Annotated in this window: 33 protein-coding genes and 1 pseudogene; 29 read left to right on the top strand and 5 right to left on the bottom strand. The window is 40.3% G+C overall.

Annotation, left to right across the window (positions count from 1 at the left end; translation table 11 throughout):
- Positions 1-22: 22 nt before the first annotated feature.
- The 18 genes and pseudogenes from rpsE to rpsI all read left to right on the top strand — a co-directional run bounded on the left by rpsE (position 23) and on the right by rpsI (position 10,983).
- Positions 23-526 carry a 30S ribosomal protein S5 gene (rpsE, locus tag ELQ35_RS15995; protein ID WP_126865964.1) on the top strand — a complete coding sequence of 168 codons (504 nt, stop codon included), beginning with the start codon at positions 23-25 and terminating at the stop codon, positions 524-526.
- A 13-nt stretch (positions 527-539) separates the two neighbouring features.
- A complete protein-coding gene (rpmD, locus tag ELQ35_RS15990; protein ID WP_126865962.1) occupies positions 540-722 on the top strand; it encodes a 50S ribosomal protein L30 in 183 nt (60 codons plus the stop codon).
- Positions 723-754: 32 nt separating this feature from the next.
- Positions 755-1,195, top strand: coding sequence for a 50S ribosomal protein L15 (gene rplO, locus ELQ35_RS15985; protein ID WP_126865960.1), 441 nt, complete (start codon positions 755-757; stop codon positions 1,193-1,195).
- Complete coding sequence (gene secY / locus ELQ35_RS15980; RefSeq protein ID WP_126865958.1) at positions 1,195-2,478, top strand: preprotein translocase subunit SecY; 1,284 nt, start codon at positions 1,195-1,197, stop codon at positions 2,476-2,478. The genes rplO and secY overlap by 1 nt, the downstream gene beginning before the upstream one ends.
- Positions 2,479-2,538: 60 nt before the next feature.
- On the top strand, positions 2,539-3,189 hold the full coding sequence (locus tag ELQ35_RS15975; RefSeq protein WP_126865956.1) for an adenylate kinase: 651 nt from the start codon (positions 2,539-2,541) through the stop codon (positions 3,187-3,189).
- 24 nt (positions 3,190-3,213) lie between these two features.
- Positions 3,214-3,516 (top strand): annotated as a pseudogene (locus ELQ35_RS23170) (M24 family metallopeptidase); the annotation flags it as partial.
- Positions 3,517-3,547: 31 nt separating this feature from the next.
- Entirely contained in the window at positions 3,548-3,766 is a 219-nt protein-coding gene (gene infA, locus ELQ35_RS15965; protein WP_101631925.1) for a translation initiation factor IF-1, read from the top strand.
- A gap of 40 nt (positions 3,767-3,806) precedes the next feature.
- On the top strand, positions 3,807-3,920 hold the full coding sequence (gene rpmJ, locus ELQ35_RS15960; RefSeq protein WP_003156543.1) for a 50S ribosomal protein L36: 114 nt from the start codon (positions 3,807-3,809) through the stop codon (positions 3,918-3,920).
- Positions 3,921-3,942: 22 nt separating this feature from the next.
- Positions 3,943-4,308, top strand: coding sequence for a 30S ribosomal protein S13 (gene rpsM, locus ELQ35_RS15955; protein ID WP_126865954.1), 366 nt, complete (start codon positions 3,943-3,945; stop codon positions 4,306-4,308).
- Between the two features lie 22 nt (positions 4,309-4,330).
- Positions 4,331-4,720 carry a 30S ribosomal protein S11 gene (gene rpsK, locus ELQ35_RS15950; protein WP_028390438.1) on the top strand — a complete coding sequence of 130 codons (390 nt, stop codon included), beginning with the start codon at positions 4,331-4,333 and terminating at the stop codon, positions 4,718-4,720.
- A gap of 183 nt (positions 4,721-4,903) precedes the next feature.
- Positions 4,904-5,848, top strand: coding sequence for a DNA-directed RNA polymerase subunit alpha (locus tag ELQ35_RS15945; RefSeq protein WP_126865953.1), 945 nt, complete (start codon positions 4,904-4,906; stop codon positions 5,846-5,848).
- 87 nt (positions 5,849-5,935) lie between these two features.
- The gene (gene rplQ, locus ELQ35_RS15940; RefSeq protein WP_126865951.1) at positions 5,936-6,298 is read left to right on the top strand and encodes a 50S ribosomal protein L17; all 363 of its coding nucleotides are present in this window, start codon (positions 5,936-5,938) and stop codon (positions 6,296-6,298) included.
- Between the two features lie 428 nt (positions 6,299-6,726).
- Complete coding sequence (locus ELQ35_RS15935; RefSeq protein ID WP_126865949.1) at positions 6,727-7,566, top strand: energy-coupling factor ABC transporter ATP-binding protein; 840 nt, start codon at positions 6,727-6,729, stop codon at positions 7,564-7,566.
- Complete coding sequence (locus ELQ35_RS15930) at positions 7,542-8,408, top strand: energy-coupling factor ABC transporter ATP-binding protein (RefSeq protein ID WP_126865947.1); 867 nt, start codon at positions 7,542-7,544, stop codon at positions 8,406-8,408. Before ELQ35_RS15935 ends, ELQ35_RS15930 begins: the two co-directional genes overlap by 25 nt.
- Entirely contained in the window at positions 8,408-9,208 is an 801-nt protein-coding gene (locus tag ELQ35_RS15925) for an energy-coupling factor transporter transmembrane component T family protein (RefSeq protein WP_126865945.1), read from the top strand. The genes ELQ35_RS15930 and ELQ35_RS15925 overlap by 1 nt, the downstream gene beginning before the upstream one ends.
- 9 nt (positions 9,209-9,217) lie before the next feature.
- Positions 9,218-9,967 (top strand): tRNA pseudouridine(38-40) synthase TruA, encoded by a 750-nt coding sequence (gene truA, locus ELQ35_RS15920; RefSeq protein ID WP_126865943.1) that lies wholly within the window; start codon positions 9,218-9,220, stop codon positions 9,965-9,967.
- A gap of 165 nt (positions 9,968-10,132) precedes the next feature.
- A complete protein-coding gene (gene rplM, locus ELQ35_RS15915; RefSeq protein WP_126865941.1) occupies positions 10,133-10,570 on the top strand; it encodes a 50S ribosomal protein L13 in 438 nt (145 codons plus the stop codon).
- A 20-nt stretch (positions 10,571-10,590) separates the two neighbouring features.
- Complete coding sequence (rpsI, locus tag ELQ35_RS15910) at positions 10,591-10,983, top strand: 30S ribosomal protein S9 (protein WP_126865939.1); 393 nt, start codon at positions 10,591-10,593, stop codon at positions 10,981-10,983.
- Positions 10,984-11,350: 367 nt separating this feature from the next.
- Here the strand turns inward: rpsI and ELQ35_RS15905 are convergent, their stop codons facing one another.
- Positions 11,351-11,938 carry a site-specific integrase gene (locus ELQ35_RS15905; protein WP_246026099.1) on the bottom strand — a complete coding sequence of 196 codons (588 nt, stop codon included), beginning with the start codon at positions 11,936-11,938 and terminating at the stop codon, positions 11,351-11,353.
- Positions 11,939-12,007: 69 nt separating this feature from the next.
- Here ELQ35_RS15905 and ELQ35_RS15900 point away from each other — a divergent pair, with 69 nt between their 5' ends.
- The 3 genes from ELQ35_RS15900 to ELQ35_RS15890 all read left to right on the top strand — a co-directional run bounded on the left by ELQ35_RS15900 (position 12,008) and on the right by ELQ35_RS15890 (position 13,353).
- The gene (locus tag ELQ35_RS15900) at positions 12,008-12,400 is read left to right on the top strand and encodes a hypothetical protein (protein WP_126865937.1); all 393 of its coding nucleotides are present in this window, start codon (positions 12,008-12,010) and stop codon (positions 12,398-12,400) included.
- A gap of 4 nt (positions 12,401-12,404) precedes the next feature.
- Positions 12,405-12,770: a TIGR02328 family protein gene (locus ELQ35_RS15895; RefSeq protein WP_126865935.1), complete on the top strand. Its 366-nt coding sequence runs from the start codon at positions 12,405-12,407 to the stop codon at positions 12,768-12,770.
- A gap of 97 nt (positions 12,771-12,867) precedes the next feature.
- Positions 12,868-13,353 carry an SRPBCC family protein gene (locus ELQ35_RS15890; RefSeq protein WP_246026100.1) on the top strand — a complete coding sequence of 162 codons (486 nt, stop codon included), beginning with the start codon at positions 12,868-12,870 and terminating at the stop codon, positions 13,351-13,353.
- Between the two features lie 82 nt (positions 13,354-13,435).
- On the opposite strand, the gene splB is transcribed toward ELQ35_RS15890, so the two are convergent.
- From splB to ELQ35_RS15875, 3 genes are all read right to left on the bottom strand, one after another.
- Entirely contained in the window at positions 13,436-14,464 is a 1,029-nt protein-coding gene (gene splB / locus ELQ35_RS15885; RefSeq protein WP_126865933.1) for a spore photoproduct lyase, read from the bottom strand.
- Positions 14,457-14,714, bottom strand: a complete 258-nt coding sequence (locus ELQ35_RS15880) for a transcriptional regulator SplA domain-containing protein (RefSeq protein WP_126865931.1) — start codon at positions 14,712-14,714, stop codon at positions 14,457-14,459. The genes splB and ELQ35_RS15880 overlap by 8 nt, the downstream gene beginning before the upstream one ends.
- A gap of 214 nt (positions 14,715-14,928) precedes the next feature.
- Positions 14,929-15,825, bottom strand: coding sequence for a MerR family transcriptional regulator (locus tag ELQ35_RS15875; protein WP_185861800.1), 897 nt, complete (start codon positions 15,823-15,825; stop codon positions 14,929-14,931).
- Positions 15,826-16,088: 263 nt separating this feature from the next.
- On the opposite strand from ELQ35_RS15875, the gene ELQ35_RS15870 reads away from it, so the two are divergent.
- The 7 genes from ELQ35_RS15870 to ELQ35_RS15840 all read left to right on the top strand — a co-directional run bounded on the left by ELQ35_RS15870 (position 16,089) and on the right by ELQ35_RS15840 (position 24,735).
- Positions 16,089-17,609, top strand: a complete 1,521-nt coding sequence (locus ELQ35_RS15870; protein ID WP_126865927.1) for a phytoene desaturase family protein — start codon at positions 16,089-16,091, stop codon at positions 17,607-17,609.
- Between the two features lie 16 nt (positions 17,610-17,625).
- Entirely contained in the window at positions 17,626-18,486 is an 861-nt protein-coding gene (locus ELQ35_RS15865; RefSeq protein ID WP_126865925.1) for a phytoene/squalene synthase family protein, read from the top strand.
- 22 nt (positions 18,487-18,508) lie between these two features.
- Positions 18,509-20,008, top strand: coding sequence for a phytoene desaturase family protein (locus tag ELQ35_RS15860; protein WP_126865923.1), 1,500 nt, complete (start codon positions 18,509-18,511; stop codon positions 20,006-20,008).
- On the top strand, positions 20,001-21,398 hold the full coding sequence (locus ELQ35_RS15855) for an aldehyde dehydrogenase family protein (protein ID WP_126865921.1): 1,398 nt from the start codon (positions 20,001-20,003) through the stop codon (positions 21,396-21,398). The genes ELQ35_RS15860 and ELQ35_RS15855 overlap by 8 nt, the downstream gene beginning before the upstream one ends.
- A gap of 46 nt (positions 21,399-21,444) precedes the next feature.
- Complete coding sequence (locus ELQ35_RS15850; RefSeq protein WP_126865920.1) at positions 21,445-21,927, top strand: glycosyl-4,4'-diaponeurosporenoate acyltransferase CrtO family protein; 483 nt, start codon at positions 21,445-21,447, stop codon at positions 21,925-21,927.
- 70 nt (positions 21,928-21,997) lie between these two features.
- Positions 21,998-23,515, top strand: a complete 1,518-nt coding sequence (locus ELQ35_RS15845) for a phytoene desaturase family protein (RefSeq protein ID WP_126865918.1) — start codon at positions 21,998-22,000, stop codon at positions 23,513-23,515.
- A gap of 98 nt (positions 23,516-23,613) precedes the next feature.
- Entirely contained in the window at positions 23,614-24,735 is a 1,122-nt protein-coding gene (locus ELQ35_RS15840) for a glycosyltransferase family 2 protein (protein ID WP_126865916.1), read from the top strand.
- Positions 24,736-24,997: 262 nt separating this feature from the next.
- Here ELQ35_RS15840 and ELQ35_RS15835 read toward each other — a convergent pair whose 3' ends face one another.
- Positions 24,998-25,417 carry a pyridoxamine 5'-phosphate oxidase family protein gene (locus ELQ35_RS15835; protein WP_126865914.1) on the bottom strand — a complete coding sequence of 140 codons (420 nt, stop codon included), beginning with the start codon at positions 25,415-25,417 and terminating at the stop codon, positions 24,998-25,000.
- Positions 25,418-25,734: 317 nt separating this feature from the next.
- Between ELQ35_RS15835 and ELQ35_RS15830 the strand changes: the two genes are divergently transcribed.
- The coding region (locus ELQ35_RS15830) for a transposase family protein (RefSeq protein WP_185861799.1) at positions 25,735-26,152 on the top strand (418 nt) is incomplete at its 3' end.

The raw sequence follows: 26,152 nt of genomic DNA, 5'->3' as shown, positions 1-26,152 counted from the left end.
GGAAAAAGGAGGGACAAAACAGATGCGTCGTAGTATTGATCCTAATAAATTAGAACTTGAAGAGCGCGTAGTTACGATTAACCGCGTGGCGAAGGTTGTGAAAGGCGGACGTCGTTTCCGTTTCTCTGCACTTGTTGTTGTAGGTGACAAGAACGGCCACGTCGGTTTTGGAACTGGTAAAGCCCAAGAGGTACCAGATGCAATCCGTAAAGCAATCGAAGATGCAAAGAAAAACCTAATCACAATACCTATGGTTGGTACAACAATTCCACACCTTGTGAACGGCCACTTTGGCGCAGGCCATATTCTTTTAAAACCGGCTTCTGAAGGTACTGGTGTTATCGCTGGCGGTCCAGTTCGAGCAGTTCTCGAATTAGGCGGGGTAAGCGATATTCTATCAAAATCTTTAGGTTCAAACACACCGATCAACATGGTTCGCGCAACACTCGAAGGATTAACGCAACTAAAACGCGCTGAGGACGTAGCTAAGTTACGTGGTAAATCAGTAGAAGAACTGTTAGGATAAGGAGGGAAATCAAATGGCTAGTAAATTAGAAATTACCCTCACTCGCAGCTTGATTGGTCGTCCTGATGACCAACGCGTTACAGTTAACACACTGGGTTTACGCAAAATGCATCAAACAGTTGTTCATGATGATAACCCTGCGATTCGCGGTATGATTAACAAAGTTGCTCATCTTGTTACTATAAAAGAACAATAAAATAATTTTTCTCTTAACAAGGAGGTGCCAACATGAAACTTCATGAATTAAAAGCTGCAGAAGGTTCCCGTAAAGAAACTAAGCGCAAAGGTCGCGGTATCGGTTCTGGAAACGGTAAAACAGCCGGTAAAGGTCATAAAGGTCAAAACGCTCGATCCGGCGGCAGTGTCCGTCCTGGTTTTGAAGGAGGTCAAACTCCTTTATTCAGACGTTTGCCAAAACGCGGTTTTACAAACATCAACCGTAAAGACTATGCAATCGTTAACCTTGATGCTTTAAATCGCTTTGAAGACGGTACTGAAGTTACGCCTGCTCTATTGATCGAAACAGGTATCGTCAGTAAAGAAAAGGCAGGAATCAAGATTCTTGCGAAAGGTAACGTTGAGAAAAAGCTTACTGTTAAAGCTCACAAATTCTCTTCTACTGCAAAAGAAGCTATCGAAGCTATCGGCGGTAAAACTGAGGTGATTTAATGTTTCGTACGATCTCCAACTTTATGCGTGTGGGTGATATAAGAAACAAGATCATATTTACCCTGTTAATGTTAGTCGTCTATCGCATTGGTACATTTATCCCTGTACCGAGTGTGAACGCCGACTTGTTAGCAAATCAAGATCAGCTAAGCGTCTTTGGTGTTTTAAATACCTTTGGAGGCGGGGCCCTGCAAAACTTTTCAATCTTGGCTATGGGGATTATGCCGTATATCACTGCCTCCATCATCATTCAGCTGCTTCAAATGGACGTTGTCCCTAAATTCACTGAATGGTCGAAACAAGGGGAAGTTGGCCGTCGTAAATTAGCTCAGTTTACCCGCTATGCTACCATTATTCTTGGTTTTATCCAGGCATTGGGGATGTCTTACGGCTTTAATAACATGGCCGGTGGCATGCTTATTGAAAATCCCGGTATCGGAACGTACTTGCTTATTGCTACTGTATTAACGGCGGGAACAGCTTTTCTTTTGTGGTTAGGGGAGCTGATTACATCTAAGGGCATCGGCAATGGAATCTCTATCATTATCTTCGCTGGAATTGTCGCGGGTATCCCATCGACGGTTAACCAGATCTACGCCCAGCAATTTGAAAATGCAGGGGAACAGCTTTTTCTGCGAATTGTGACTATAGCCCTTATTTTAGTAGCCATCCTTGCAATTGTTGTAGCTGTTATCTTTATCCAACAAGCTTTACGTAAAATACCGATTCAATATGCCAAGCGTGCTCAACAGTCAGGTGGCCAGTCTACCCACCTGCCTCTAAAAGTAAATGCTGCAGGGGTTATTCCAGTAATATTCGCGATGGCATTCATTATTACTCCAAGGACGATCGCATCGTTTTTTGGCCCAAATGATATAACACGCTGGATTGATAAAACATTTGATTATACACATCCGATTGGAATGGTAGTCTATGTTGCTCTCATCATTGCTTTCGCTTATTTCTATGCCTTCATTCAAGTTAATCCTGAACAAATGGCAGATAATTTGAAGAAGCAAGGTGGTTATGTCCCGGGAATCAGACCTGGTAAAAACACACAGGAATACTTAACGCGTGTTTTATACCGGTTAACGTTCGTAGGTTCTATTTTCTTGGCAGTTATCGCTGTATTACCGGTCATTTTTATTAAACTCGCTAACTTGCCCCAGTCAGCCCAGATCGGCGGAACAAGCCTTCTGATTGTAGTAGGCGTTGCACTGGATACGATGAAGCAGCTTGAAGCACAATTAGTGAAACGTCATTATAAAGGTTTTATAAAGTAATGAGATTTGGGGACTTGCGACGTTCCCAAAACCCATTATAGAGTTTGAGGGGGAAATAAAGTGAATCTAGTGTTAATGGGCCTTCCTGGCGCGGGAAAAGGCACCCAGGCTGAAAGAATCGTAGAAAGATATGACATCCCTCATATCTCTACCGGAGATATGTTTCGAGCGGCGATCAAGGATAGTACGGAACTAGGTTTACAGGCGAAATCATTCATGGATAAAGGTGAACTTGTTCCTGATGAAGTGACAATCGGCATCGTTCGTGAAAGATTAAGCAAAGATGATTGCAAGAAGGGTTTTTTGCTGGACGGTTTTCCTCGTACCGCGGCACAGGCGGAAGCGCTTGAAAGCATTCTTGCCGATTTTGATCGCAATATCCATTATGTGATTAATATTGAGGTTGACAAAAACATCCTTATGGATCGTTTAACCGGCAGGCGTATTTGTAAAAACTGCGGTGCCACTTACCATTTAGTGTTTAATCCTCCAGCTGTTGAAGGGAAATGCGACCGCTGCGGCGGAGAGCTTTATCAGCGTGCGGACGATAATGAAGAAACGGTACAGAATCGTTTAGACGTGAACTTGAAGCAGACAAAGCCTCTTCTTGATTTCTATGAAGATAAAGGCTATGTTCGCAATATTGATGGACAGCAGGATATTGATAAGGTGTTTAGAGATGTTGTGGAACTGCTTGGGGAATTGCGTTAATGATCAAATGGAAAACTCCGTTTCAGATTACATGAGGGAGATATCATCAGCATTGATATCGGTGCTAAGCTTAACGGCTATCGGCTATCATGAAGACTAAAAGCTTGAAATCCAGTAGGCAGCATTGATGAACAAACGCAGCGGCTCTTGGATGTTACGAAGAGTCATTATATAGAGGATTGAAAGAGACTATGCCAGGCGTGCATCTTTCAAACATCTCCCATGCTATTCAAACCTATGCCCAAGGCTAATTATTTCTCTTTTGTCAGGGAGTATGTCAGCTGCGGAATCGGTCAAGACTTACATGAGGATCCTGATATTCCTCATATATTGCTTGAACAGAAGGGAGCATCATTTAATGGCGAAAGACGATGTAATTGAAGTTGAAGGTAAAGTCACCGAGACTTTGCCGAATGCAATGTTTAAGGTAGAATTAGAAAATGGTCATACTGTTTTAGCTCATGTATCCGGTAAAATTCGTATGCACTTTATTCGCATCTTGCCTGGAGATAAGGTTACGGTTGAGCTTTCCCCGTATGATCTAACTCGCGGCAGAATCACATACCGATTTAAATAATCTGGTTACGCTCCGATCTGTATAAGGAGGTTAGATAGCAATGAAAGTCAGACCATCAGTAAAACCTATCTGTGAAAAGTGTAAAGTTATCCGCAGAAAAGGCAAAGTAATGGTTATTTGCGAAAACCCTAAACATAAACAAAAACAAGGCTAATAAGAAGGAGGTGCACTCACCAATGGCACGTATTGCTGGTGTAGATATTCCACGTGACAAACGTATTGTCATTTCTTTAACATATATTTTTGGTATTGGTAAACAAACTGCTATTAAAGTTCTTGCAGAAGCTGGTGTTTCTGAAGACACTCGTGTTCGCGACCTTACTGAGGACGAACTGAATAAAATTCGTGACATCATCGATAAGTTAAAAGTAGAAGGCGACCTTCGCCGTGAAGTTTCTCTTAGTATTAAACGTTTAATGGAAATCGGCAGCTACCGCGGTCTTCGTCACCGTCGTGGTCTTCCTGTTCGTGGACAGAATACTAAAAACAATGCTCGTACGCGTAAAGGACCTCGTCGTACAGTAGCTAACAAGAAAAAATAATCAGTAAAGGAGGTTACTTTTCATGGCACGTAAAACAAATACACGTAAACGTCGTGTGAAAAAGAATATTGAAACAGGTATTGCACATATTCGTTCAACTTTCAACAACACTATTGTGACAATCACGGACTCCCATGGTAATGCTATTTCATGGTCAAGTGCTGGTGCTTTAGGTTTCCGCGGATCCCGTAAATCTACTCCATTCGCTGCTCAAATGGCTGCTGAAACGGCTGCTAAGACATCTATTGAACACGGTATGAAAACTCTAGAGGTTACTGTTAAAGGACCTGGTGCTGGACGTGAAGCTGCGATTCGCGCTCTACAAGCTGCCGGTCTGGAAGTAACTGCAATTAAAGATGTAACTCCAGTTCCACATAACGGATGCCGTCCGCCAAAACGCCGCCGTGTATAATTTTTCTGTATAGAATTTGCATTCCATGGCTATAATGGGATACAATTACAATTTCTGAATTCTTACAGGATAGTTCATTCAGTTGTTGCGCACAATCGGGAACGTATACATGGGGAATTTCGGTTACGTTTGAATATTGCATTCACTAGCCGAGGTTTCGACGTTTTGAAGGAGGGTTTATTGATGATCGAAATAGAAAAACCAAAAATCGAAACAGTTGAAATCAACGATGACGCCAAATTCGGCAAGTTCGTCGTCGAGCCACTAGAGCGTGGGTATGGTACAACTTTAGGTAACTCCTTACGTCGTATCCTATTATCTTCACTCCCAGGTGCCGCTGTCACTTCTATTCAAATCGATGGTGTACTGCACGAGTTCTCAACAATTGAAGGCGTCGTAGAAGATGTTACTTCTATTATTCTCAATGTAAAAAAGCTAGCTCTGAAAATTTACTCCGATGAAGAAAAGACGCTTGAAATTGACGTACAGAGTGAAGGGGCAGTAACCGCAGCGGATATTACACATGACAGTGACGTGGAAATCTTGAATCCGGATTTACACATTGCCACTCTGGGCAAAAATGGTCACATGCGTATAAGATTAACAGCCCGTCGCGGCCGCGGCTATACTCCTGCCGACCAAAACAAGAGAGAGGATCAGCCAATCGGCGTGATTCCGATCGACTCTATCTACACTCCTGTTGCGCGGGTATCCTACCAAGTAGAAAACACGCGTGTCGGGCAGATGACCAACTATGACAAGTTGACGCTTGATGTATGGACTGATGGAAGCAACGGTCCACAGGAAGCTGTTGCACTTGGAGCCAAGATTTTAACAGAGCATTTGAATATTTTCGTCGGGTTAACAGATGAAGCTCAAAATGCTGAAATTATGGTAGAGAAAGAAGAAGACCAAAAGGAAAAAGTTCTGGAAATGACCATTGAAGAACTTGACCTTTCTGTTCGTTCCTATAACTGCCTGAAACGTGCCGGTATTAATACAGTTCAAGAGCTTGCTCACAAAACTGAAGAAGATATGATGAAGGTTCGCAACTTAGGTCGCAAATCACTTGAAGAAGTGAAAGCAAAACTAGAAGAATTAGGCTTAGGATTACGTAAAGACGACTGATGACTAGTTAGCTTTCGTTAACTAGCCTTTTGTTGTGAGGCTGATTGACAGAATATATATAATTTCAACAAAGGAGGGAATCTCTAAATGGGTTACAGAAAGTTAGGACGCACAAGCGCACAACGTAAAGCATTACTTCGTGATTTAGCTACTGATCTTATTATCCATGAGCGGATTGAAACTACAGAAGCACGTGCAAAAGAATTACGTTCTGTTGTAGAAAAAATGATCACTCTTGGCAAACGCGGTGACTTGCACGCCCGTCGTCAAGCAGCAAGCTATATTCGCAACGAGGTGGCAAACGCTGAAGATGGTCAAGACGCCGTTCAAAAACTATTCAGTGATATCGCTGCACGTTATGAAGAACGCCAGGGTGGATATACCCGCATTATGAAAATGGGTCCACGCCGCGGCGATGGTGCACCAGTAGTGGTTATTGAGTTAGTTTAAGCATGAATAAAAAGGGCAGGACAGTTGAACATTTAACTTGTTCTTCGCCCTTTTTCTTTTCTTATAACATCTAGATTGTACTTACAAGAATACGCTATTTGAGTGTTACGATGGCTGGCGAATATCACCACATTTCCCCTTCGCGTCTAGCTCAAGTACCCCTTCCCGCTTTGTATAAGCGTTCATAAGATGATACCCATTGCGCAATGGGTTGAAAGGAAAAGCTGCTCTTAATTTACCGGAAACGGATCCGGTGGAAGGGGTGCAGCGTTTTTTTATATCCAAAAATGGTCTTCAAGAGTTACAATATTGTTTGTACTCTAATAGAAAATCAATATCGTTTTCTCATAAACCCGGATTAGCGCCATTTTTATTTGGAGAGATTAGCCAAACAACAGAGGATAGCTTGAGTAAAGAGGAGGTCCGGCATGGGGGAGAAACTTGTTTCCTTAAACGATGTAACATTTAAATATGAGGGGCAGGACCGAAATGCAGTAGACTGCGTGAGCTTTGATGTCTATAAAGGCGAATGGCTGGCGATCGTAGGCCATAATGGATCGGGAAAATCGACGTTGGCCAAGCTGTTAAACGGACTGCAATTTGCCGAATCAGGTTCCATTACTATCAATGATATAGAGCTTTCGGAAGCAACTGTATGGGACGCCCGGAAAAAAGTCGGCATGGTTTTTCAAAACCCGGATAATCAATTTGTCGGGACGACCGTCCAGGATGATGTGGCTTTTGGTTTAGAAAACCTGGGAGTACAGCACCAGATGATGGTTGAACGAGTCCAGAATGCACTAAATAAAGTACAGATGGATCAATTTCTTAATCAAGAGCCACACCATCTTTCCGGCGGCCAGAAGCAGCGCGTGGCAATAGCAGGGGTACTTGCCTTACAGCCGGATATCATTATCCTGGATGAAGCGACATCTATGCTAGATCCCAGAGGGCGGGAAGAAGTGCTTCATACCGTTCGTGAATTGAAGGACGAAAATATATTGACTGTCATCTCGATCACACATGACCTGGAAGAGGCAGCAAAAGCCGATCGAATCATCGTGATGAATCAGGGTCTTCTTTATCGCCAAGGTACACCCGATGAGATATTCCAGTTGGAAGGTGAGCTAGTCGAATTAGGTCTCGACATCCCCTTTTCCGTGAAATTAGGCAAGGCTTTACGTGAACAAGGACTTAATTTAGCTGACAGCCACTTAACAGAAGAAGAGTTGGTGAAGGATTTATGCGAATTGAACTCCAGGATGTAGAATACCGCTATCAGATGAATACGCCGTTTGAAAGTTTAGCAATCCATGATGTCAATATTGAAATCAATCCCGGTTCTTATGTAGCTATCATCGGGCATACCGGTTCTGGGAAATCGACACTGCTGCAGCATTTGAATGCCCTTATCAAGCCGACAAAGGGACGGGTCATCATCGGCGAGCGGACCATTGAATCCGGCCGGAAGGAAAAACAACTGCGTCCGATCCGGCAAAAAGTCGGCATTGTCTTTCAATTTCCGGAGCATCAATTATTTGAAGAAACAGTAGAAAAGGATATCTGCTTTGGTCCTGTCAATTTTGGTATACCTAAAGAAGAAGCAAAGATCCGGGCAAGAAAAGCGTTAAAACAGGTGGGCCTTGCTGAGGAGATACTGGAAAAGTCTCCATTTGACTTGTCAGGCGGCCAGATGAGGCGGGTAGCGATAGCCGGGATGCTTGCGATGCAACCGGAAGTGCTTGTACTTGATGAACCAACAGCTGGCTTGGATCCACGCGGACGCAAAGAAATAATGGACATGTTTTATCAACTGCATAAAGAACAGGGAATGACCACTGTCCTGGTGACACACAGTATGGAGGATGCTGCCAGATATGCGGATGAAATCGTGATCATGCATCAAGGAACTGTCTATCAAAAAGGAACACCCTTCGAGATATTTTCCCAACCGGAACAGCTGATGGAATTGGGATTGGATGTACCTGACACAGTCCGTGTCCAATTAAAGCTGCAAAAAGAGCTTGGAGTCCGCTTCGATCATCCATGCTTAAGCATTGAAGATTTAGCCCTCGAAGTTAAACGGGTTATGGAACGGGGGAGCCGCTGATGCTGGATAAAATGATTTTCGGGCGTTATGTTCCGCTCGATTCCCTGGTTCACCGAATGGACCCGCGCTCTAAATTATTGCTCGTTTTCTTTTTTGTTTGTATCGTGTTCCTGGCTAATAATCTGATAACCTATGGAATATTAGCTGTTTTTACTCTTGCACTGATAGCACTCTCGAAAATTCCGGCACGGTTTCTATTCAATGGCCTTAAACCGATCCTGTTCCTGATCTTATTTACGCTGTTGCTTCATATTTTGTTTACAAAAGAAGGCGATGTTATTTATGATTTCGGATTTATTGAGATATATGAAGGTGGCCTTCGTCAAGGGCTGTATATTTCGTTTCGTTTTACCCTATTGATTTTAGTAACATCGCTATTGACGCTGACCACTTCACCTATCTCGATCACCGATGGCTTGGAGCAGCTGCTCGGGCCGCTGAAAAAGTGGAAAATGCCCGTGCATGAACTTGCACTGATGATGTCGATTTCGCTTCGCTTCATTCCAACCTTGATGGAAGAGACCGAAAAAATCATGAAAGCACAGACAGCACGTGGCGTTGACTTTACATCCGGGCCCATTAAGGAGAGAGTGAAATCAATCGTTCCCCTTCTTGTACCTTTGTTTGTCAGTTCATTTAAGAGAGCCGAAGAGTTGGCAATAGCCATGGAAGCACGAGGATACCGGGGCGGCGAAGGACGGACGAAATACCGTCAGTTAAGCTGGCATGCCGTTGATACACTATTATTGTGTACGCTTGCCGTTTTAACGATCCTGCTGCTTTTATTTCGTTCATATTGAGGGTGAAATATGCAGAGATATAAATGTATTGTTTCCTATGACGGCACATTGTTTGCGGGATTTCAGGTTCAGCCTGATAAGCGGACCGTTCAGTCGGAAATGGAAAAAGCACTTCGTAAGATGCATAAAGGTGAAGCAATCAGGGTGAGTGCATCAGGACGGACAGATTCGAGAGTTCATGCAAAGGGGCAGGTCATCCATTTTGACTCTCCCTATTCTTTTCCGGCAGAAAATTGGGAGAAAGGGATGAATGCCCTGCTCCCTGAAGATATTGCAGTCATCAGTGTGCAAGAAGCAACTCCTGATTTTCATTCCCGGTTCGACGCGACTGGCAAGGAATACCGCTATCTGGTATCGCTATCGAAAAAAAGAGATCCGTTTCAGAGGAAATATGCCTATCATTTCCCATACGAACTGAATTATCAAGCTATGCAGGATGCGATCCCTTTCCTGCTGGGGACTCATGATTTTACAAGCTTTTGCTCGGCCAAAACAGAAGTAACCGATAAAGTGCGGACAATAAGGGAAATTGAACTGCTTGTAGAAGGCGGCATGCTCCAATTCCGCTTTATCGGAAACGGCTTTTTATATAATATGGTACGCATTCTGGTCGGAACCCTGCTTGAAATTGGCACCGGCAAAAAAGTGCCCGTTGACATCGTGGAAATACTTCAGAAAAAAGACCGAAGTTTTGCTGGAAAAACAGTACCAGGGCAGGGTTTGTACTTATGGAAGGTTTATTATGATGAGGAAGATTGAAAACCTTTCCAAGTATGACAACTAAACCTGGCGTAACATCCTCTTGACAATGCCCTGTGGAGCGTTTAATATAATATGGTATGTATTTTAATCCCACGATGAGCCCCGGAAGTCTTATTGTGATTGAAAATAAATATAATTATTGATCTTTTTAGGAGGGTAATCATGCGTACAACTTTTATGGCGAAAGCTAATGAAATTGAACGTAAATGGTACGTTGTAGACGCTGAAGGCAAAACTTTAGGCCGTCTTGCTACCGAAGTAGCATCCATTTTACGCGGTAAACATAAACCGACTTTCACACCACACGTTGACACTGGCGATCATGTAATTCTAATTAATGCTTCTAAGATCCATCTGACAGGCAAGAAATTGACTGACAAAATCTACTACCGCCACACCATGCATCCAGGCGGTCTAAAAACAAGAACTGCTCTTGAGATGCGCACAAACTACCCTGAGAGAATGCTTGAACTTGCTATCAAAGGTATGCTTCCAAAGAATTCTCTAGGTCGTCAAATCTATAAAAAGTTACACGTATACGCTGGCAGCGAGCATCAGCACCAAGCTCAACAGCCTGAAGTATACGAATTACGCGGATAATTACTAAGGAGGTTACTATCTTGGCACAGGTTCAATATTATGGTACTGGCCGCCGCAAGAGCTCAGTTGCTCGTGTACGTTTAGTACCAGGCGAAGGCCGCATTATTGTAAACAAACGTGAAATCGAAGAATATATCCCATTTGCTGCTTTACGTGAAATAGTGAAACAGCCGTTGGTTGCTACCGAAACACTTGGCAACTATGATGTACTAGTAAATGTAAGCGGCGGTGGATACACCGGCCAGGCTGGCGCAATCCGCCACGGTATTGCCCGTGCATTGCTTCAAGTTGAACCGGAATACCGTGGTTCATTGAAATCCGCTGGTCTGCTCACTCGTGACTCTCGCATGAAAGAACGAAAAAAATACGGTCTTAAAGGCGCTCGTCGTGCACCTCAGTTCTCAAAGCGTTAATATTCTTGGTATATCAATGTTTACCCTCTTTGCTCTTATGGAGTAAGGAGGGTTTTTTCATGTCCAAATTTGGAATTGAATACCCCTTGAATACCCCTAGCTAAAATTTCATGTACTTCTGGAACATCTCGGCTGTTTTCTCCTTCGCTTCGTCGGTCACATGAGTGTGAATATCCATCGTGGTTTGAATATCGGTATGGCCGAGGCGGACTTGTACATCTTTGATAGAAGCACCGGCTGCAAACAAAAACTGGCATGTGTATGCCGGAAGGCGTGAACATTTATTTGTGGCAGCTCCGGGTTCTTTAGATAAATCCGCTGCAGCTTTTCATTTAAGTAAGCCAGTCGACAATAATCCATTTCATGTTTATAACTGATTATAGACCGTAAAGATGGGTTGCTTATCATCAGATTGAAAAGGAGCGGCAAGTTCTAACGTCAAATAGCGCTGTATTTGCTTGCTACGCCATTTCTTCACGATCGCCAGAGTTTCATCGTCCAAGCTAACCACACGCCGAGAGGCCTTTGTTTTCGATGTCAGAAGCTGCTTTTTGCCGCTCGTGTGAATCAATGTCTTTTTCAAGCTGATCGACTTATGGTGGAAGTCCACGTCCGACCAATGCAGGGCATACAGTTCCCCCTTGCGCGCTCCTGTGAAGACGAGTAGCTGAAACATGGTATAAGCCATGTCATCGTCCTGAATCGACTCTAGAAAGCTCCTGAGCTCTTCTCGCGTGTAGTAATACTTTTTCTCTTCCAGTTCCGCATTATATTCCATCTCATGTTTTAATTTCGGCAATGTGACATAATCCATCGGATTGCGCTTAATAATATCCATTTTCATGGCAAATCGGAAGACCAGGTTTGCTTGTATCTTATAATCATTGAAGGTTTTAAGCTCCTGGGCCCAAGCGTTAATAGCTTTTTGACAATGCGAGCGGGATATGTCTTTCATTTTGTAAGGACGGTCTATTATTATTATGCAAGCAAAAGTGAATTATTTACCGAAATAATGATACAAATGATGACACGAATACGTAAAAAAATAAATGTGCTGCTTCAAACAAATCTTCCACTAAAGGAGCGCCTTCTGAACATAGCAAAGACTTATTTAAAAGCAACTGTTGATATTGACATGGATGGATTTATGAAGGGGATAAAAAATACACTTTCAGTTGAACAACAAAAAAAGATAAACCAGGCAGAAGTGGATATGTACCAGACAATAGAAAATGCGTTTATTGAGGCAATAAACCAAAAAGAAATACGTGAAATCAACCCTATGTTTGCGACTCATGCATATTTATCACTACTAAAAGTTGGCTATACTAATAATGGACAAGAACAAATTTATCAAACAGTAGAGGAAGTAGCTGAACAAATTATTGAGTTGTTTTGGCGTGGAATAGGAGGTTGAGAGAATGCGCTTATGGCATGAAAATTTAATAATAAAATTACCCCGACAACAGTTACTAGGTCAGCACCGAGAATGCTGTGCACTACGAGGCAATGGCTGGGGTAGGAAACACGCTACGGTTGACTATGTTTTTGGCTATTCACCATACAAGTTTTATCTTTACCATATGAAGGTTATGGAAGAAATGAAACGAAGGGGCTATCGAAATGATCCATTGTGGGAGGATCCTTATTACCGTGGTAATAACTGTCCTGCCCACAATGATGAAAGTCTGGGTGTGAAAAACGAAGACGAAGGATATCCCGAACATGATGGTAAGTATTTACAAGAATGTACTGAAAACCTTCATCGAAAAGGGATAATAATCTAATGAAAGCTTGCATTAGATTATTTGAGTAACAGCATGTAAAAATAATTTTTTGGAATGTTTACTTGAACCTCTAAAGGGAATTAATATATTGAACTTCATGGAAGTTAGAAAGGAAGAAGAGAGTGCATTGAAAATCTATACATTTGAGACAAAGCAACAAATTCCACTATCATTAAATGAAGCGTGGGATTTTTTTTCAGATCCTAATCAGTTATCAGAGATTACACCATCGTGGATGGGTTTTGAAGTTAAGGATGTGCCACCTCAGAATATGTATCCTGGCATGATTATATCCTACCAACTAAAGCCTCTTTACGGAATCAAACTTAATTGGGTTACGGAGATTACGCACGTTTCTGCCCCTCATTATTTTGTGGACGAACAACGATTCGGGCCATATAAATTTTGGCATCATCAACATCATTTTAAAGAAACAAATAATGGTACAGAGATGAATGATATTGTTCATTATGCATTGCCCTTTGCTATTGTTGGTAGAATCGTTCATCGGTTGAACGTTGAAAAAAAGTTAAATGCAATATTTCAGTATCGAAAGAATAAGCTGAATAAGTTGTTTGGATAATTAGGAGATGAAATGCAAATATAAGCAAATCGTCTCCCATATTACAAAACTGTTAAACACTACTGTCCATCAAGTATCTATATCAAGTGAAATATTCAATTTTCGCTTCAGGGAAGTAATGCTTAATATGATTACCAAGTGTGTCTTTAATATCTTCTTGTTCCTCGTTCGTATAAACATATTTTCCAATGCCGTACCTTCCCCATTTCCATTTTCGCTTCGATTCGTCAAGTTCTAGTTTTGTCATGGGATAGTTTTCTTGAATAACACGCTTAGCTGGTTTTGTGAAGCGATGTTGAATCATTTCAAACGTTAAGTCTTTCCTAGCAAAAGCTGGTAAAGCAGCCTCAAGTTTTTCAAACATTTCCTTATAACCGCTTTTCCATCCTTCGTGTAAGTAAATGGGGGCAACGATAAACCCTAGTGGATATCCAGCTTCCGCAACTTTGACTGCAGCTTCAATCCGTTCATGTAATCGCGAGGTTCCTGGTTCAAAGTACTTAATAACATAGTCATCATTTATACTAAAACGAAAGCGCGTACGTCCATTATGTTTTGCATCTAGAAGATGATCGACATGGGCAAACTTCGTAACAAAACGAAGACGACCATGCTCCGATTTACCGAAAAACTCAATAGCCTTTTTTAACGTATGTGTTAGGTGGTCAACACCAACAATATCCGATGTACAAGAGGCTTCAAATCGTGTTGGCTCTGGGGCACGTTCTTCCATATACTCTTCAGCAGCGTCAAATATTTCATCAATATTTACATAGGTTCGAATGTATGGCTTGCTACCCATTGTCGTTTGCAGATAACAATAATGACAATGCCCCATGCAACCTGTTGCAAACGGAATAGCGTACTCTGCAGATGGCTTCGACGTATCGAACTTTAACGTTTTTCTTATCCCAACTACCAGAGTGGATTTGGCTGTTCGATACTTCTGGAAATGATTATCACCAGGTAAATTCCGAATTTGATTATGTGATGTTGTTTCTCTTATATCAATTCCCATATTATCAAATTTTGAAATTAGCTCTTTACCTAGTGGATACTCTAAAGCACGAGGTTCAACATAAACGAGTTGTGGAACAAATGGTTTAACCATAAAAATCACCTGCATCAGGCGTACCAAAAGCTTCCTGATAGGCTTGTTCCGCCTCTTCTTCAGTTTTAAATACGGCAAACTCATCTGAAAATGGAAAGTAATTCTCGTGTGCAAAGAGAGCTAATTCAAAAGGGTTCCTTGGATCTTGCACAACAGCTGCTTGTTGAACATTGGCAACATCCTGTGCATGTGGATTACGAATAATGATATAGACGACTTCGCCTGGCTGGTAGTTCTGATTAATCTCCATAGTCTCACCTAATTTCTCTGGATTTACTTTAGTAATTCCTTAAATGGATAAATTTATTTATGATAATTAAATTAATTGGGCAAACTAATTCCTATGAATAGGGGATATGAGACCGATTTGTTTCAAGAGGACACTCTATCCCTGTTAACTTAGAAAAGTAAAATATTTACACTGTGGTGGCAAGGAATTCATGTAAGAGCTGACTTGTAATAAGTTATTCTGTCGATGTGGTGATGTCTTCAACAGAAAATGATACATGCATGTATGTTGGCTTCACAACTTTTGTATAGTCCCATATACCTTCTCCACCAATATGAAATAAAATATGCGCATATTTTTTTGCTAGTTGATCAAGTTTTTCCAACAGGTATTCATTCTGTTGAAAAGGAATCACAGTTGATGCTGAAAACAATACCTTTTGTGGTTGCATGTATTTAATAAGTCTCTCAATCGTTGAAAATTTAGGGGATGCTCCAATTCTTGTAGTTCTCCATCCCTTCATCTTCATTTGCAGTAATAGGATTTGCAGCGGGATTTCGTGAAGTTCATCAGGGAGGCAAAAACCAAGGGCATGTGGAGCTTTCAAATTAAAATTGAAGTTTCTGCTTACCTGCGTTAAAAAATCTTTTACAACCAAACTGGACACTGTTTCTTGACTTTCATCCCACTCACCCTTTTCCCATAGATCACCTACTTCTTCTAAAAAGGGCCGAACAGTGTTTTGCAAAAATAAATCGAGACCATATTGATAATGGGATTGTCGCAGCAAAAACATGAGTCCATCTTCATCATAAACTGTTCCTTTCTCCACCATTTTTTCAACATTGGGACTTTTTTCCACCTGGTTCAATTTATCTATCAAACCAGTTGTACCCTGTTTAGCGACTGTAGCTTGGATAGCTAGTTTCATTGATTTCCCTTGGTCTCTAAACTTCTTTAATTCTTTTAATGTCAAAAGATCATCAAATGTATAGACGCGATAGCCATTGTCTAACCTTTCCGGTTGTACAATGTGATATCTATTTTCCCATTTACGGATAAGCTGCTCGGAAAGACCTGTCAAATCGGCAATTTCTTTAATGTAAAAACGCTTCTCTTGTAATTCTTCCAAATTGTACACCCCTTTAAACATAGTTGAACTATAACACAACCTTGTACAAAATTCATATTTATAGAGCATGAAATAAGTAACTAAAGCCTTGAAAGTTACAATAAATTGTACAAATTTAGGTAATATTGTATAATGTTTAAAGATTTCATAGCGTCACTGTGAATTCTATCTCTCACATAAAATGTTAGTTGAATAATGAAGCTAACTTTTGTTTACCTTCAGTTAATATGGGCAAAATAGATGTGATGTTGAGGAGTTGTAATATGACTAAAAAAGTTATGGTGATCGGTGCAGGTGTAGCCGGTTTAGCTAGCGCAATACGCTTACAACACGCTGGTTATACAGTAGAAATAGTGGAAAAAGAAGCACTACCTGGCGGAAAAATGAACCGAATTGAAAAAGATGGCTATCAATTTGATTTAGGGCCTACCATCGTTATGATGCCGGAGTTATACAAGGAAATCTTTGAATTATGTGGTCGCGATCCAGATGATTATATTCCAATGGAAAAGCTCGATCCAATGTATAGAGTATATTTCGGGGATAAGGTTGATCAGCCTTATGATATTTCGTCAGACCTAACAACATTAATGCAAACAATAGAAGGGATCAGTGAAGAAGACGCAGAGGGTTTTCTTGATTATTTGAAAGAGATTTACAAACGTTTTACCATAGCTAAAAAATATTTTATACAACGGCCTTTTCGCAAACAAACAGATTTTTTCAATCCATTTATGCTAAAACAAGCGATGAAATTAAAAACGTTAGACAATGCCGATCACTTTTTAGATAAATATATTAAAAATGAACACTTGAAACAAATGATTAGTTTTCAAACATTGTACATAGGAGTTTCCCCTTATAACGGTCCTTCTCTCTATACGATGATTCCCATGATTGAGTTTCTATATGGAATCTGGTTTATCAAGGGTGGCATGCATACAATGGCAACTGCCATGGAACGGTTATTCCTAGAGCTTGGTGGTTCTATACAGTACAACACAACTGTAGAAGAAATAGCGATCGAGAATGGTGTAGCAAAGGGCATTTATCTAGATGGACATAAGCGAGAGGCGGATTTTGTTGTTTGTAATGCCGATTTCCCTTTTGCCATGAAAAACCTGGTGAAAAATACAGAAGCAAAAGGTAAATACACGGATAAAAAAATTGATAGTATGAAATACTCTTGTTCTTGCTTTTTGATGTATCTGGGGATGGATCGAAAATATGAAGAAGTGGAACACGTTCATAATTTCGTTTTCAATGAAAACTTAGATCAAAATTTACATGATATATTCGCAGGAAACAAGCTGGAAGATGCATCATTTTATATACACATCGCTTCGAAAATGGATCCTTCTCTTGCACCTGAAGGAAAAGACGGATTGTACATATTAATGCCTGTTTCCGACTTATCGACGGCAAATTATGAGTGGAATGATGAAACCATTCAATACTACCGCAACTCTATCTTACAAGCGATGAAACGTATTAAGGGATTTGAAACAATCGATCAGGAAATTGTGTCAGAAACGTATATGACACCAAAAGATTTTGCAGCAAAATTTAACGCCTATAATGGTGCATGTTTTGGATTACAGCCAACACTATCACAGAGCAATCACATGCGGCCACAAAGCAAAGCTACACATTGTGACAATCTGTATTTCACTGGAAGTAGCACACATCCAGGTGCAGGTGTTCCAATTGTATTGCTTTCGGCCAAAATTGCCGTCCAGGAATTACTGCATGATGATAAAGAAATCCTATTTGATTATTACTAATAAAGGATGTGATTTTATGGACAAAAAGCAAATGCAGGCAGACTTTTATTATTGTGAAACGATAATAAAAAAACATTCCAAAAGCTTTTATTTTGCTTTTTCAAAACTACCTTCTGAAAAGGCAAAGGCCGTTTATGCGATCTATGCTTTTTGCAGGATCGCGGATGATTGTGCTGATGGAAATCATACACCCATGGAAAAAATTCTGGCATTGAAACAATTAACTAAAGAGCTGGATCTATTCAGGGATTATGAAGAAAAAGATAAACCACTATGGCGTGCACTCAGGCAAGTATTCAATACATATGAAATGGATATCCAGCCGTTTTATGACCAGCTGACAGGTCAATCCATGGATATAAATTTTGCTATCCCAGAAACACTACAAGTTCTAGAAAAGTATAGTTATTATGTAGCTGGATCTGTTGGTTTGATGCTGTTGCCTGTCATCGCTTCGAAATCTCCTGCAGATTTGCGCTCTGCAGCGATTGACCTTGGCACTGCCATGCAAATAACCAATATTCTACGTGACGTTGGCGAAGATTTTCATGAGAAAAACCGAATTTATTTGCCTAAAGATGAATTAAGTCATTTTCAATATACACAGGATGATTTACGAAATGGTCTTATCACTATGAATTTTATCAACCTATGGGAGAAATTGGCTGTACGTGCTGAATCGTTATATAACAACTTTATGCTGAGTATTGATCAGTTTGACGCTGATAGCCGAAAGCCTGTCTATTTATCTGCTAAGGTTTATAGAGGAATACTGGATGTTGTGCGAAGCAATGATTACAAGTGTTTATCGAAACGAAACTATATGACAAAAGAAAAAATGAAGCAAATCAACGCTGCTTTTAGTAATTACTCTTGATTATGGAAAGGTGCTGTTTTAATTGGCAAAAAATAAAAGCGCACTGATTATCGGTGGCGGACTCGGGGGGCTATCCGCTGCAATTTCACTTGCACAAAGCGGTTATGAAGTCTCCTTATATGAAAAGAACAGTCACTTAGGTGGAAAATTGAATAGGCTTGAGCAAGATGGTTTTGGCTTTGATCTAGGGCCATCCATCCTGACTATGCCGAGAAGCTTTGAAAGATTGTTTACTGCTAGCGGGAAAAACATGAAGGAATATGTCCCAACTGTAAAGCTGAATCATCAGTGGCGTTCTTTTTTCCCTGATGGTAACATCATTGATTTATATGAAGATTTACAAGACATGCAAGCAAAGAATACAACATTGAAAAAAAGAGATATGTGTCAATATAGAAAGCTGCTTAAGTATTCAAAGAAGCTTTATGATATGACGGAGAAAAGTTACTTCAAGCATGGTGCTGATGATACGAAAGATATTATGCAATATAATGGCATGTTCAGCGCGTTAAAAAACTTTGATCTATTTTCAACTGTGCACCAAGCAATTGATAAACGAATCAGTAATAAGCAGTTCCAGGACATGCTTTCCTATTTTATCAAATATGTTGGTTCCTCCCCTTATGATGCACCAGCAGTATTAAATATGATGATTTACATGCAGCATGACCAAGGTGTATGGTATGTACCTGGTGGGATGCACCATCTTGCCAACGGTCTCGTGAAGCTGGCTAAGGAAATTGGTGTTACGTTTCATACAGAAACTCAAATTACCCAACTTACAAAAAAGAAAGGCAAAATTACTGGAGCTCTGTTAGAAGATGGAACAGAATTAACCGCAGATTATTATATTTCGAATATGGAAGTAATTCCAGCTTATGAACAGTTGCTCAAGGAAGAGGAACAATATGTAAAAAAGTTGAAAAAGAAATTCGAACCATCAAGTTCTGGTCTTGTTATGCATTTGGGCGTGAAAAAAAGCTATCCACAGCTTGGCCATCATAATTTCTTCTTTGCAAAAAATATGGAGAAGCAAATGGATAAGATATTCCATCGTCACGAACTACCAGATGACCCAGTTATTTATTTGGTAAACGTCAATAAGACGGATCCTGCACAAGCGCCGGAGGGATTTGAAAACTTAAAAGTATTGCCACATATCCCGCATATTCAGGACCGTAAACCTTTCACGCAGCAAGACTATGATCTATTCGCGGAACGGGTACTGATTAAATTAGAAAACATGGGTCTGGATCATCTACGCGAAAACATTGTGACAAAGGATATATGGACACCAGAAGATATTAAACATGTCTATGGATCTGACCGTGGTGCAATATATGGCACGCTATCAGACCGCAAGAAAAATAAAGGGTTCAAACACCCAAAACAAAGCGAACGCTACGACAATTTATATTTTGTCGGGGGAACGGTGAATCCGGGCGGCGGAATGCCAATGGTCACGCTGAGCGGCCAGCAGGTTCGTGATAAAATTGTAAAAAGGGACACACAAAATGGCTGACCATGACCATTTTTATCCGAAGTCATTACTTGAAAGACAGCGCGAGGATTTCCTTACTAGCTCCATTCCATCTATAGATGCGCGGAAGAAAACACTTCTGCGTATGAAAAAGATGCTTTTAGAACAGGAAGCAGATTTCATGCAATCGCTTCTTTTAGATATGGGAAGGCCAGCATTCGAAGCTTTTTCTTTTGAAATAGCAGTATTATTGAATGAAATCGATTATGTAGTAAAGCATTTAGAGAAATGGATAAAGTCGACCCGATCCCGCCACCTGAAATTTGGCTATGTGGAAACGATCGACAAAATAAGGAACCCGTACGGCTGTGTGTTAATCATTAGTCCTTGGAATTATCCGCTACAACTCGCACTAATGCCTGCGATCAGCGCATTAGCAAGCGGCAATCGCTGTGTGATTAAACCATCAGAACATGCACCAGCAACAAGTGAACTACTAAAAAAGCTTATCAGTCAAACATTTCCCCCGGAACAGCTAGCGGTTGTAACAGGGGATGTACAGACTGCCAAGATATTGACTTCACTACCTTTTGATCTGATTTTTTTCACAGGCAGTGAGCAGGTGGGAAAAAACGTTGCACAGCAGGCCGCCAAACAACTCACTCCGATGATACTAGAACTCGGAGGGAAAAATCCTTGTATCATAGACGAGACAGGCTTTTCTAAAGCAGCAATCCAGGAAGTTGTTTGGGGTAAATTTCTTAACGCAGGACAAACTTGTATCGCGCCAGACACGCTCTATGTACACCAGTCAATTTATGAAAAAACTCTATCCGAAATTTCTACGACTCTTTCATCATTCTATGGAGACCAACCGGAAAACAGTGATGACTATGGAAGAATATGCCATGTGAAGAATTTTGAAAAAATAATCAATTTTATGGGACAAGGTGATGTTTGGCACGGTGGTACGCATGACGCGGAAAATTTATTCATCGCACCGACAGTGGTTACAGATATTAAACCAGGTAGTGCTATCCTACAGGAAGAAATTTTTGGTCCGGTATTACCCGTTATACCATATGCGGACCTAGAAACATTATTATCTAAGCATGTGATTCAGCGTGATGCGTTGACCGCTTATCTTTTTAGTGAAAACAAGAAGCATATCCGATTATTCAAGCACCACATGCTATCAACAACTGTCAGTGTCAATCAGGTAATCCATCATGCCGCAAACCCCCATGTTCCTTTTGGTGGCATTGGGCGAAGTGGGCACGGCAGCTATCATGGTAAAGCGGGTTTTCAATCCTGTAGCTATGAAAAGACAGCATATCAAGCACATCATTATAAAAATGTTCAAGATAAATTCCCACCCTATACGGATAAAGACATGGATGTCGTAAAGAAGTTTCGAAAATGGCTGTTGTAAAGTACGCTATTAAATGTAATGAACGCAAAATTTTAGGAGGATAGCCATGCCGATCATTTCACTTCCCGTCATTTGGATTATTTTAATTGATATTATCGCATGGACTTTTTTTCATCTATTAATTTCTGTCATTTGTTTAAAACTGTCTTCCACTTTTTTTCTGCGAGAAAGTTACTGGTTTAAAATATTCTGGTGGGAAAAGTCAGGAAAACTATGGCAGAAATTGTTTCGCGTGAAAAGATGGAAGGGATTAATTTTAGACGGGACCATTTTTCTTAAAAAAGGATACGATAAAAAAGGATTGCATGGCACCAAAATAAGTGACTTGAAAACCTTTGCTGCAGAAACAAAACGCGCAGAGCTAACGCATTGGCTGTCGATTCTGCCTGCTCCATTGTTTTTTTTATGGAACCCATTATGGGCAGGCTGGGCTATGATTCTCTATGCCCTGTTGTTCAACCTGCCAATTATCGTGGTCCAGCGTTATAACCGTGGTCGCATCACGACAATCACATCACCGAATAAATGAAATGATTAAAGATTAGAAGACATCTAGTCAAGTGCGAAATAACGCGATCTAATGAAATGAGGGAATGTACATGAAAAAGAAGGTCATTGTTGTTGGTGCAGGTGTTGCAGGGCTCGCCAGCGCAATACGACTACAGCATGCTGGATACCAGGTAGAAGTATACGAAAAAGAATCCACGCCTGGGGGAAAGATGAATCGAATTGAAATGGATGGCTACAAGTTTGATCTAGGTCCAAGTATCGTCATGATGCCGGAATTGTATCGGGAAGTGTTTGAGCTTTGCAACCGCAATCCAGATGATTATATTCCAATGGAAAGGCTAGACCCAATGTACCGGGTTTACTTCAGTGATATTCCGGACAATCCGATCGATATCACCTCTGACCTTACAGAATTGACAAAAACGATTGAATCAATCAGCGAAGAGGATGCGGAAGGCTTCTTTAACTATTTGTATGAGATATATAAACGGTTTAAGGTTGGCAAAAATGACATAATCCAAAGGCCATTTCGCAAACATAGTGACTTTTATAACCTGCCGATGCTAAGAAAGGCTTTGAAAATGAGAGCATTCGATACTGCGGATAACTTTATCGGAAACTATATTAAAAATGAACGATTAAAACAAATCATTAGCTTTCAAACATTGTACATAGGTATTTCCCCATTAAACAGTCCATCTTTTTATACCATGCTGCCCATGATTCAATTTTTATACGGTGTATGGTTCATCAAAGGTGGTATGTATACGATGGCATTGGCTATGGAAAAACTCTTTAAAGAACTTGGCGGGACCATTTTCTATAATAAAAATGTGCAGGAAATATGCATTCATAATCATAAAGCAACTGGAATTATGGTAGATGATCAGAAAGTATCTGCCGATTTTGTGGTCTGCAATGCAGATTTCCCATATGCCATGAAAAATCTAATAAGTGACAAAAGCGCCAAAGGGAAATATACCGACAAAAAGATTGATAACATGAAATACTCCTGTTCTTGTTTTCTATTATATCTTGGCATGAATAGAAAATATGAAGAAGTTGAGCATGTTCATAACTTTATTTTCAATGAAAAAATGGAGAAAAACCTCCATGACATTTTTTCTGGAGATAAACTGGCGAATGCGTCTTTTTATGTGTACATAGCATCGAAAATGGATGCTTCCCTGGCACCCGAGGGTAAAGATGGATTGTATATTTTGATGCCTGTCTCCAATGCAGAAGTAGCAGATTATCAATGGAACAAGGAAACGATTGATTATTACCGCAGTTACATTTTAGATACACTAAAAAAAATACAGGGTTTTGAAAACATGGATAACGAAATTGTCAGCGAGACCTGTATAACACCACTAGACTTTGAGTCGAAATTCAATGCATATAATGGTGCTGCTTTTGGATTACAGCCAACCCTAACCCAGAGCAACAATCTGCGCCCGCAAGCGAAAGCAAAAAATTGTTCTAATCTATATTTTACAGGGAGTAGTACACATCCAGGTGCTGGAGTACCAATTGTGCTATTATCTGCCAGAATCGCTGCACAGGAACTAATGCATGACGATAAAGGCATTCTATTTGATTACTAAGCGGAGTGAACAGACTATTAGGAACGATTCTTCATGCAATGAGATATTTCTAACGAAGGTGTAAAACTATCCTATTTAATTTAAGGAGGGGTACCTGTATGCACATTATGTTATTTCTGGCGATTATTCTGACATTGGTTGGTTTAGTAAGTGGTACCTTAATGTTTTGGTCATTGTCACGTCCCAAGGCGAATGAGGAATCTACGGATATACCATATGTATCCATTATTATTCCGGCTAGAAACGAAGCAAACCGTCTACCTCACTTATTAAAGTCATTGAACAGCCAAACATGGCAAACGTTTGAAATACTTGTTGTAGACGATGCATCGGAGGACCATACTGCAGCGGTAGCCACCGAATATGGTGCAACGGTATTAAATAATAAGGAAGCTGTAGGTGGTACCACTTCAGGTAAGTCTCTCGCTTGTGCCTACGGTGCAAAACATGCTACTGGAGAATGGTTGCTTTTCCTGGATGCAGATGTGAAATTTGTACACAAAAGCAGCTTGAAAAAGTTACTTTCTGCCTACCAGGAACAGCATGCAAAAGGTATTTTATCTGTTCAGCCTTTTCATCAAATGGAAAAAGCGTATGAGCAACTATCAGCAGTTTTCAATATTATCGTCCTTACAGGTATCAATGTATTTACTATATGGAAACAGAAATTCAAAACAGCGGGTTCATTTGGACCATGTATTCTTTGTGACAAAGAAAGCTATCTATTTAGTGGTGGTCATGAGTTAGCCAAAAATTCGATTATGGATGATTTTGCACTTAGTGAGAATTTTACCGCTAATAAATTGCCAGTTCGCAATTTTGCTGGGAAAGGCATGATCACTTTTCGCATGTATCCAGAAGGTATGGGGCAACTCATCGAAGGGTGGACGAAGACACTAGCAACAGCATCTCAATCAACACATTGGTTTGTAATGTTATTAATTAATGTATGGATAGCAGGAGCACTCTCTGTAGCGTCTCTTCCAGTTGCTTCTATCCGAAGGGACAATACAGTACTGATAGGAATAAGTATTGTACTTTATTTGTTATATGGACTGCATTTCTTGTTTTTAACTAGAAGAGTAGGTAACTTCAGTTGTTGGGTGGTTATCTTCTTTCCATTATTGTTTATATTCTTTATTGCTCTGTTTATGTATTCATTATATCGAACGCACATTTCACGCTCTGTCATGTGGAAAGGCAGAAAGATAAAGATGTAATAGACGGACACTACTTAAACAAAATAAAAATTACCAATTTGCTAATAAAGATAAACAGACGAATCCATACATGGAGACGGATTCGTCTGGTGGAAAATTGGTTGTGTTTCCTTTGTAATGCTGTTTTCATTTTCAGTACCCTGCATAAATCCTAGTTACCCCACTTGAGAATCAGATGGTTCTTGTCCACCAAAAAGCAACTTACAAAGTACACATTCAGGAAATCCATATTGCATTGGGCAACTGGTCTTCATTTCTCTTACTATAATTCAAGCGTTGCTGGAGTTTTTCCTCTTTTGTTCATTAGGCGTATTTCAACAGGGGTAATTTCAAGAACGATGAAATTCGGATCCTCAGGACCGTTAAACCAATGTTCCATGTGTTCATTCCATAAATCTTTTTTAAGACTTTCATCATTCTTGATCGTAACTTTCCCTAAATACTCCACATAAGAATCGCCGAATCCCTCACCATCATAGCCTAGAAGTATATGCGTGTATGGATTTTGGTCTATTTCCTCGGTTTTATCCGTTTCTTTGCTTGTAGCGGTATAAAGTTTCAGGTTGTCATTAAAAAATGTCATATAGCGGGAATGAGGCTTATTTGTCTTAACTGTTGCCATAGTGCCTGTACTGTTGTTCAATATGTTTTCAACGGATTTTTTAACTTCTTGTTGTTCCATAATATAGTATTCCTCCTTTTATTTTCGTCGTAGTTATATATTCCCTATCGAGAATCAAATTTAAACACTTAGATGGGTTCTTTAGTGCTTTAGATTAACTCAAGTCCCTAAACTTTAAAGAGGTAACTTAATTATGCAGAATGAAATCCAGTTCAAAGGAAAAGATAAGGTGAACCTTATAAAAAAGCAAAGCAGGAGGGATACCTTTAGAGCCTCCGTCATCATCACTTTTTGTGATTTAGCACAAAAAAAAGGAAAACATTTTTGAATTCCTGGCAATAATGTTAGTTAGCCAACAAACATTAGGAGGTTTTCACGTGTTTTCCGTGTTACTAGAATTGCCAGAATTTGAAGTTGTTAATCAAGAAATTTTCCCTACTCATTATTTTGTTCATGTGGAGAAAAAAGCTGAAGAGGAACGCTGTACCTATTGTGGTTTTCACTCTTTGGTTGTCCATGACAAAAGGACACGAAAAGTAAGGGATTTACCTATACTTAATAAACCTTTATATGTAAATCTTTATGTGAACAGATATCGATGCCAGAATTGCCATGAAGTATTTTCAGCTTCCTTTGAATCCGTTGCTTCCCATCAGCATTATACACAGCGTTTCCGCCTGTTTATCTATGAACAGGTCCTAGGAACGACCATTCAAGATAGTAGCCGAAAATACCAAATTGCTTACTCCACTGTTGAGCGTATTTTTTATTCAGTCGCTGACGAAAAGGCCAGGG

The sequence above is a fragment of the Peribacillus cavernae genome, assembly GCF_003989135.1.
Classification (GTDB): Bacteria; Bacillota; Bacilli; order Bacillales; family DSM-1321; genus Peribacillus; species Peribacillus cavernae.
The sequence above is the reverse complement of the archived record's forward strand: the minus strand, read 5'-3'. Positions and strand labels throughout refer to the sequence as shown.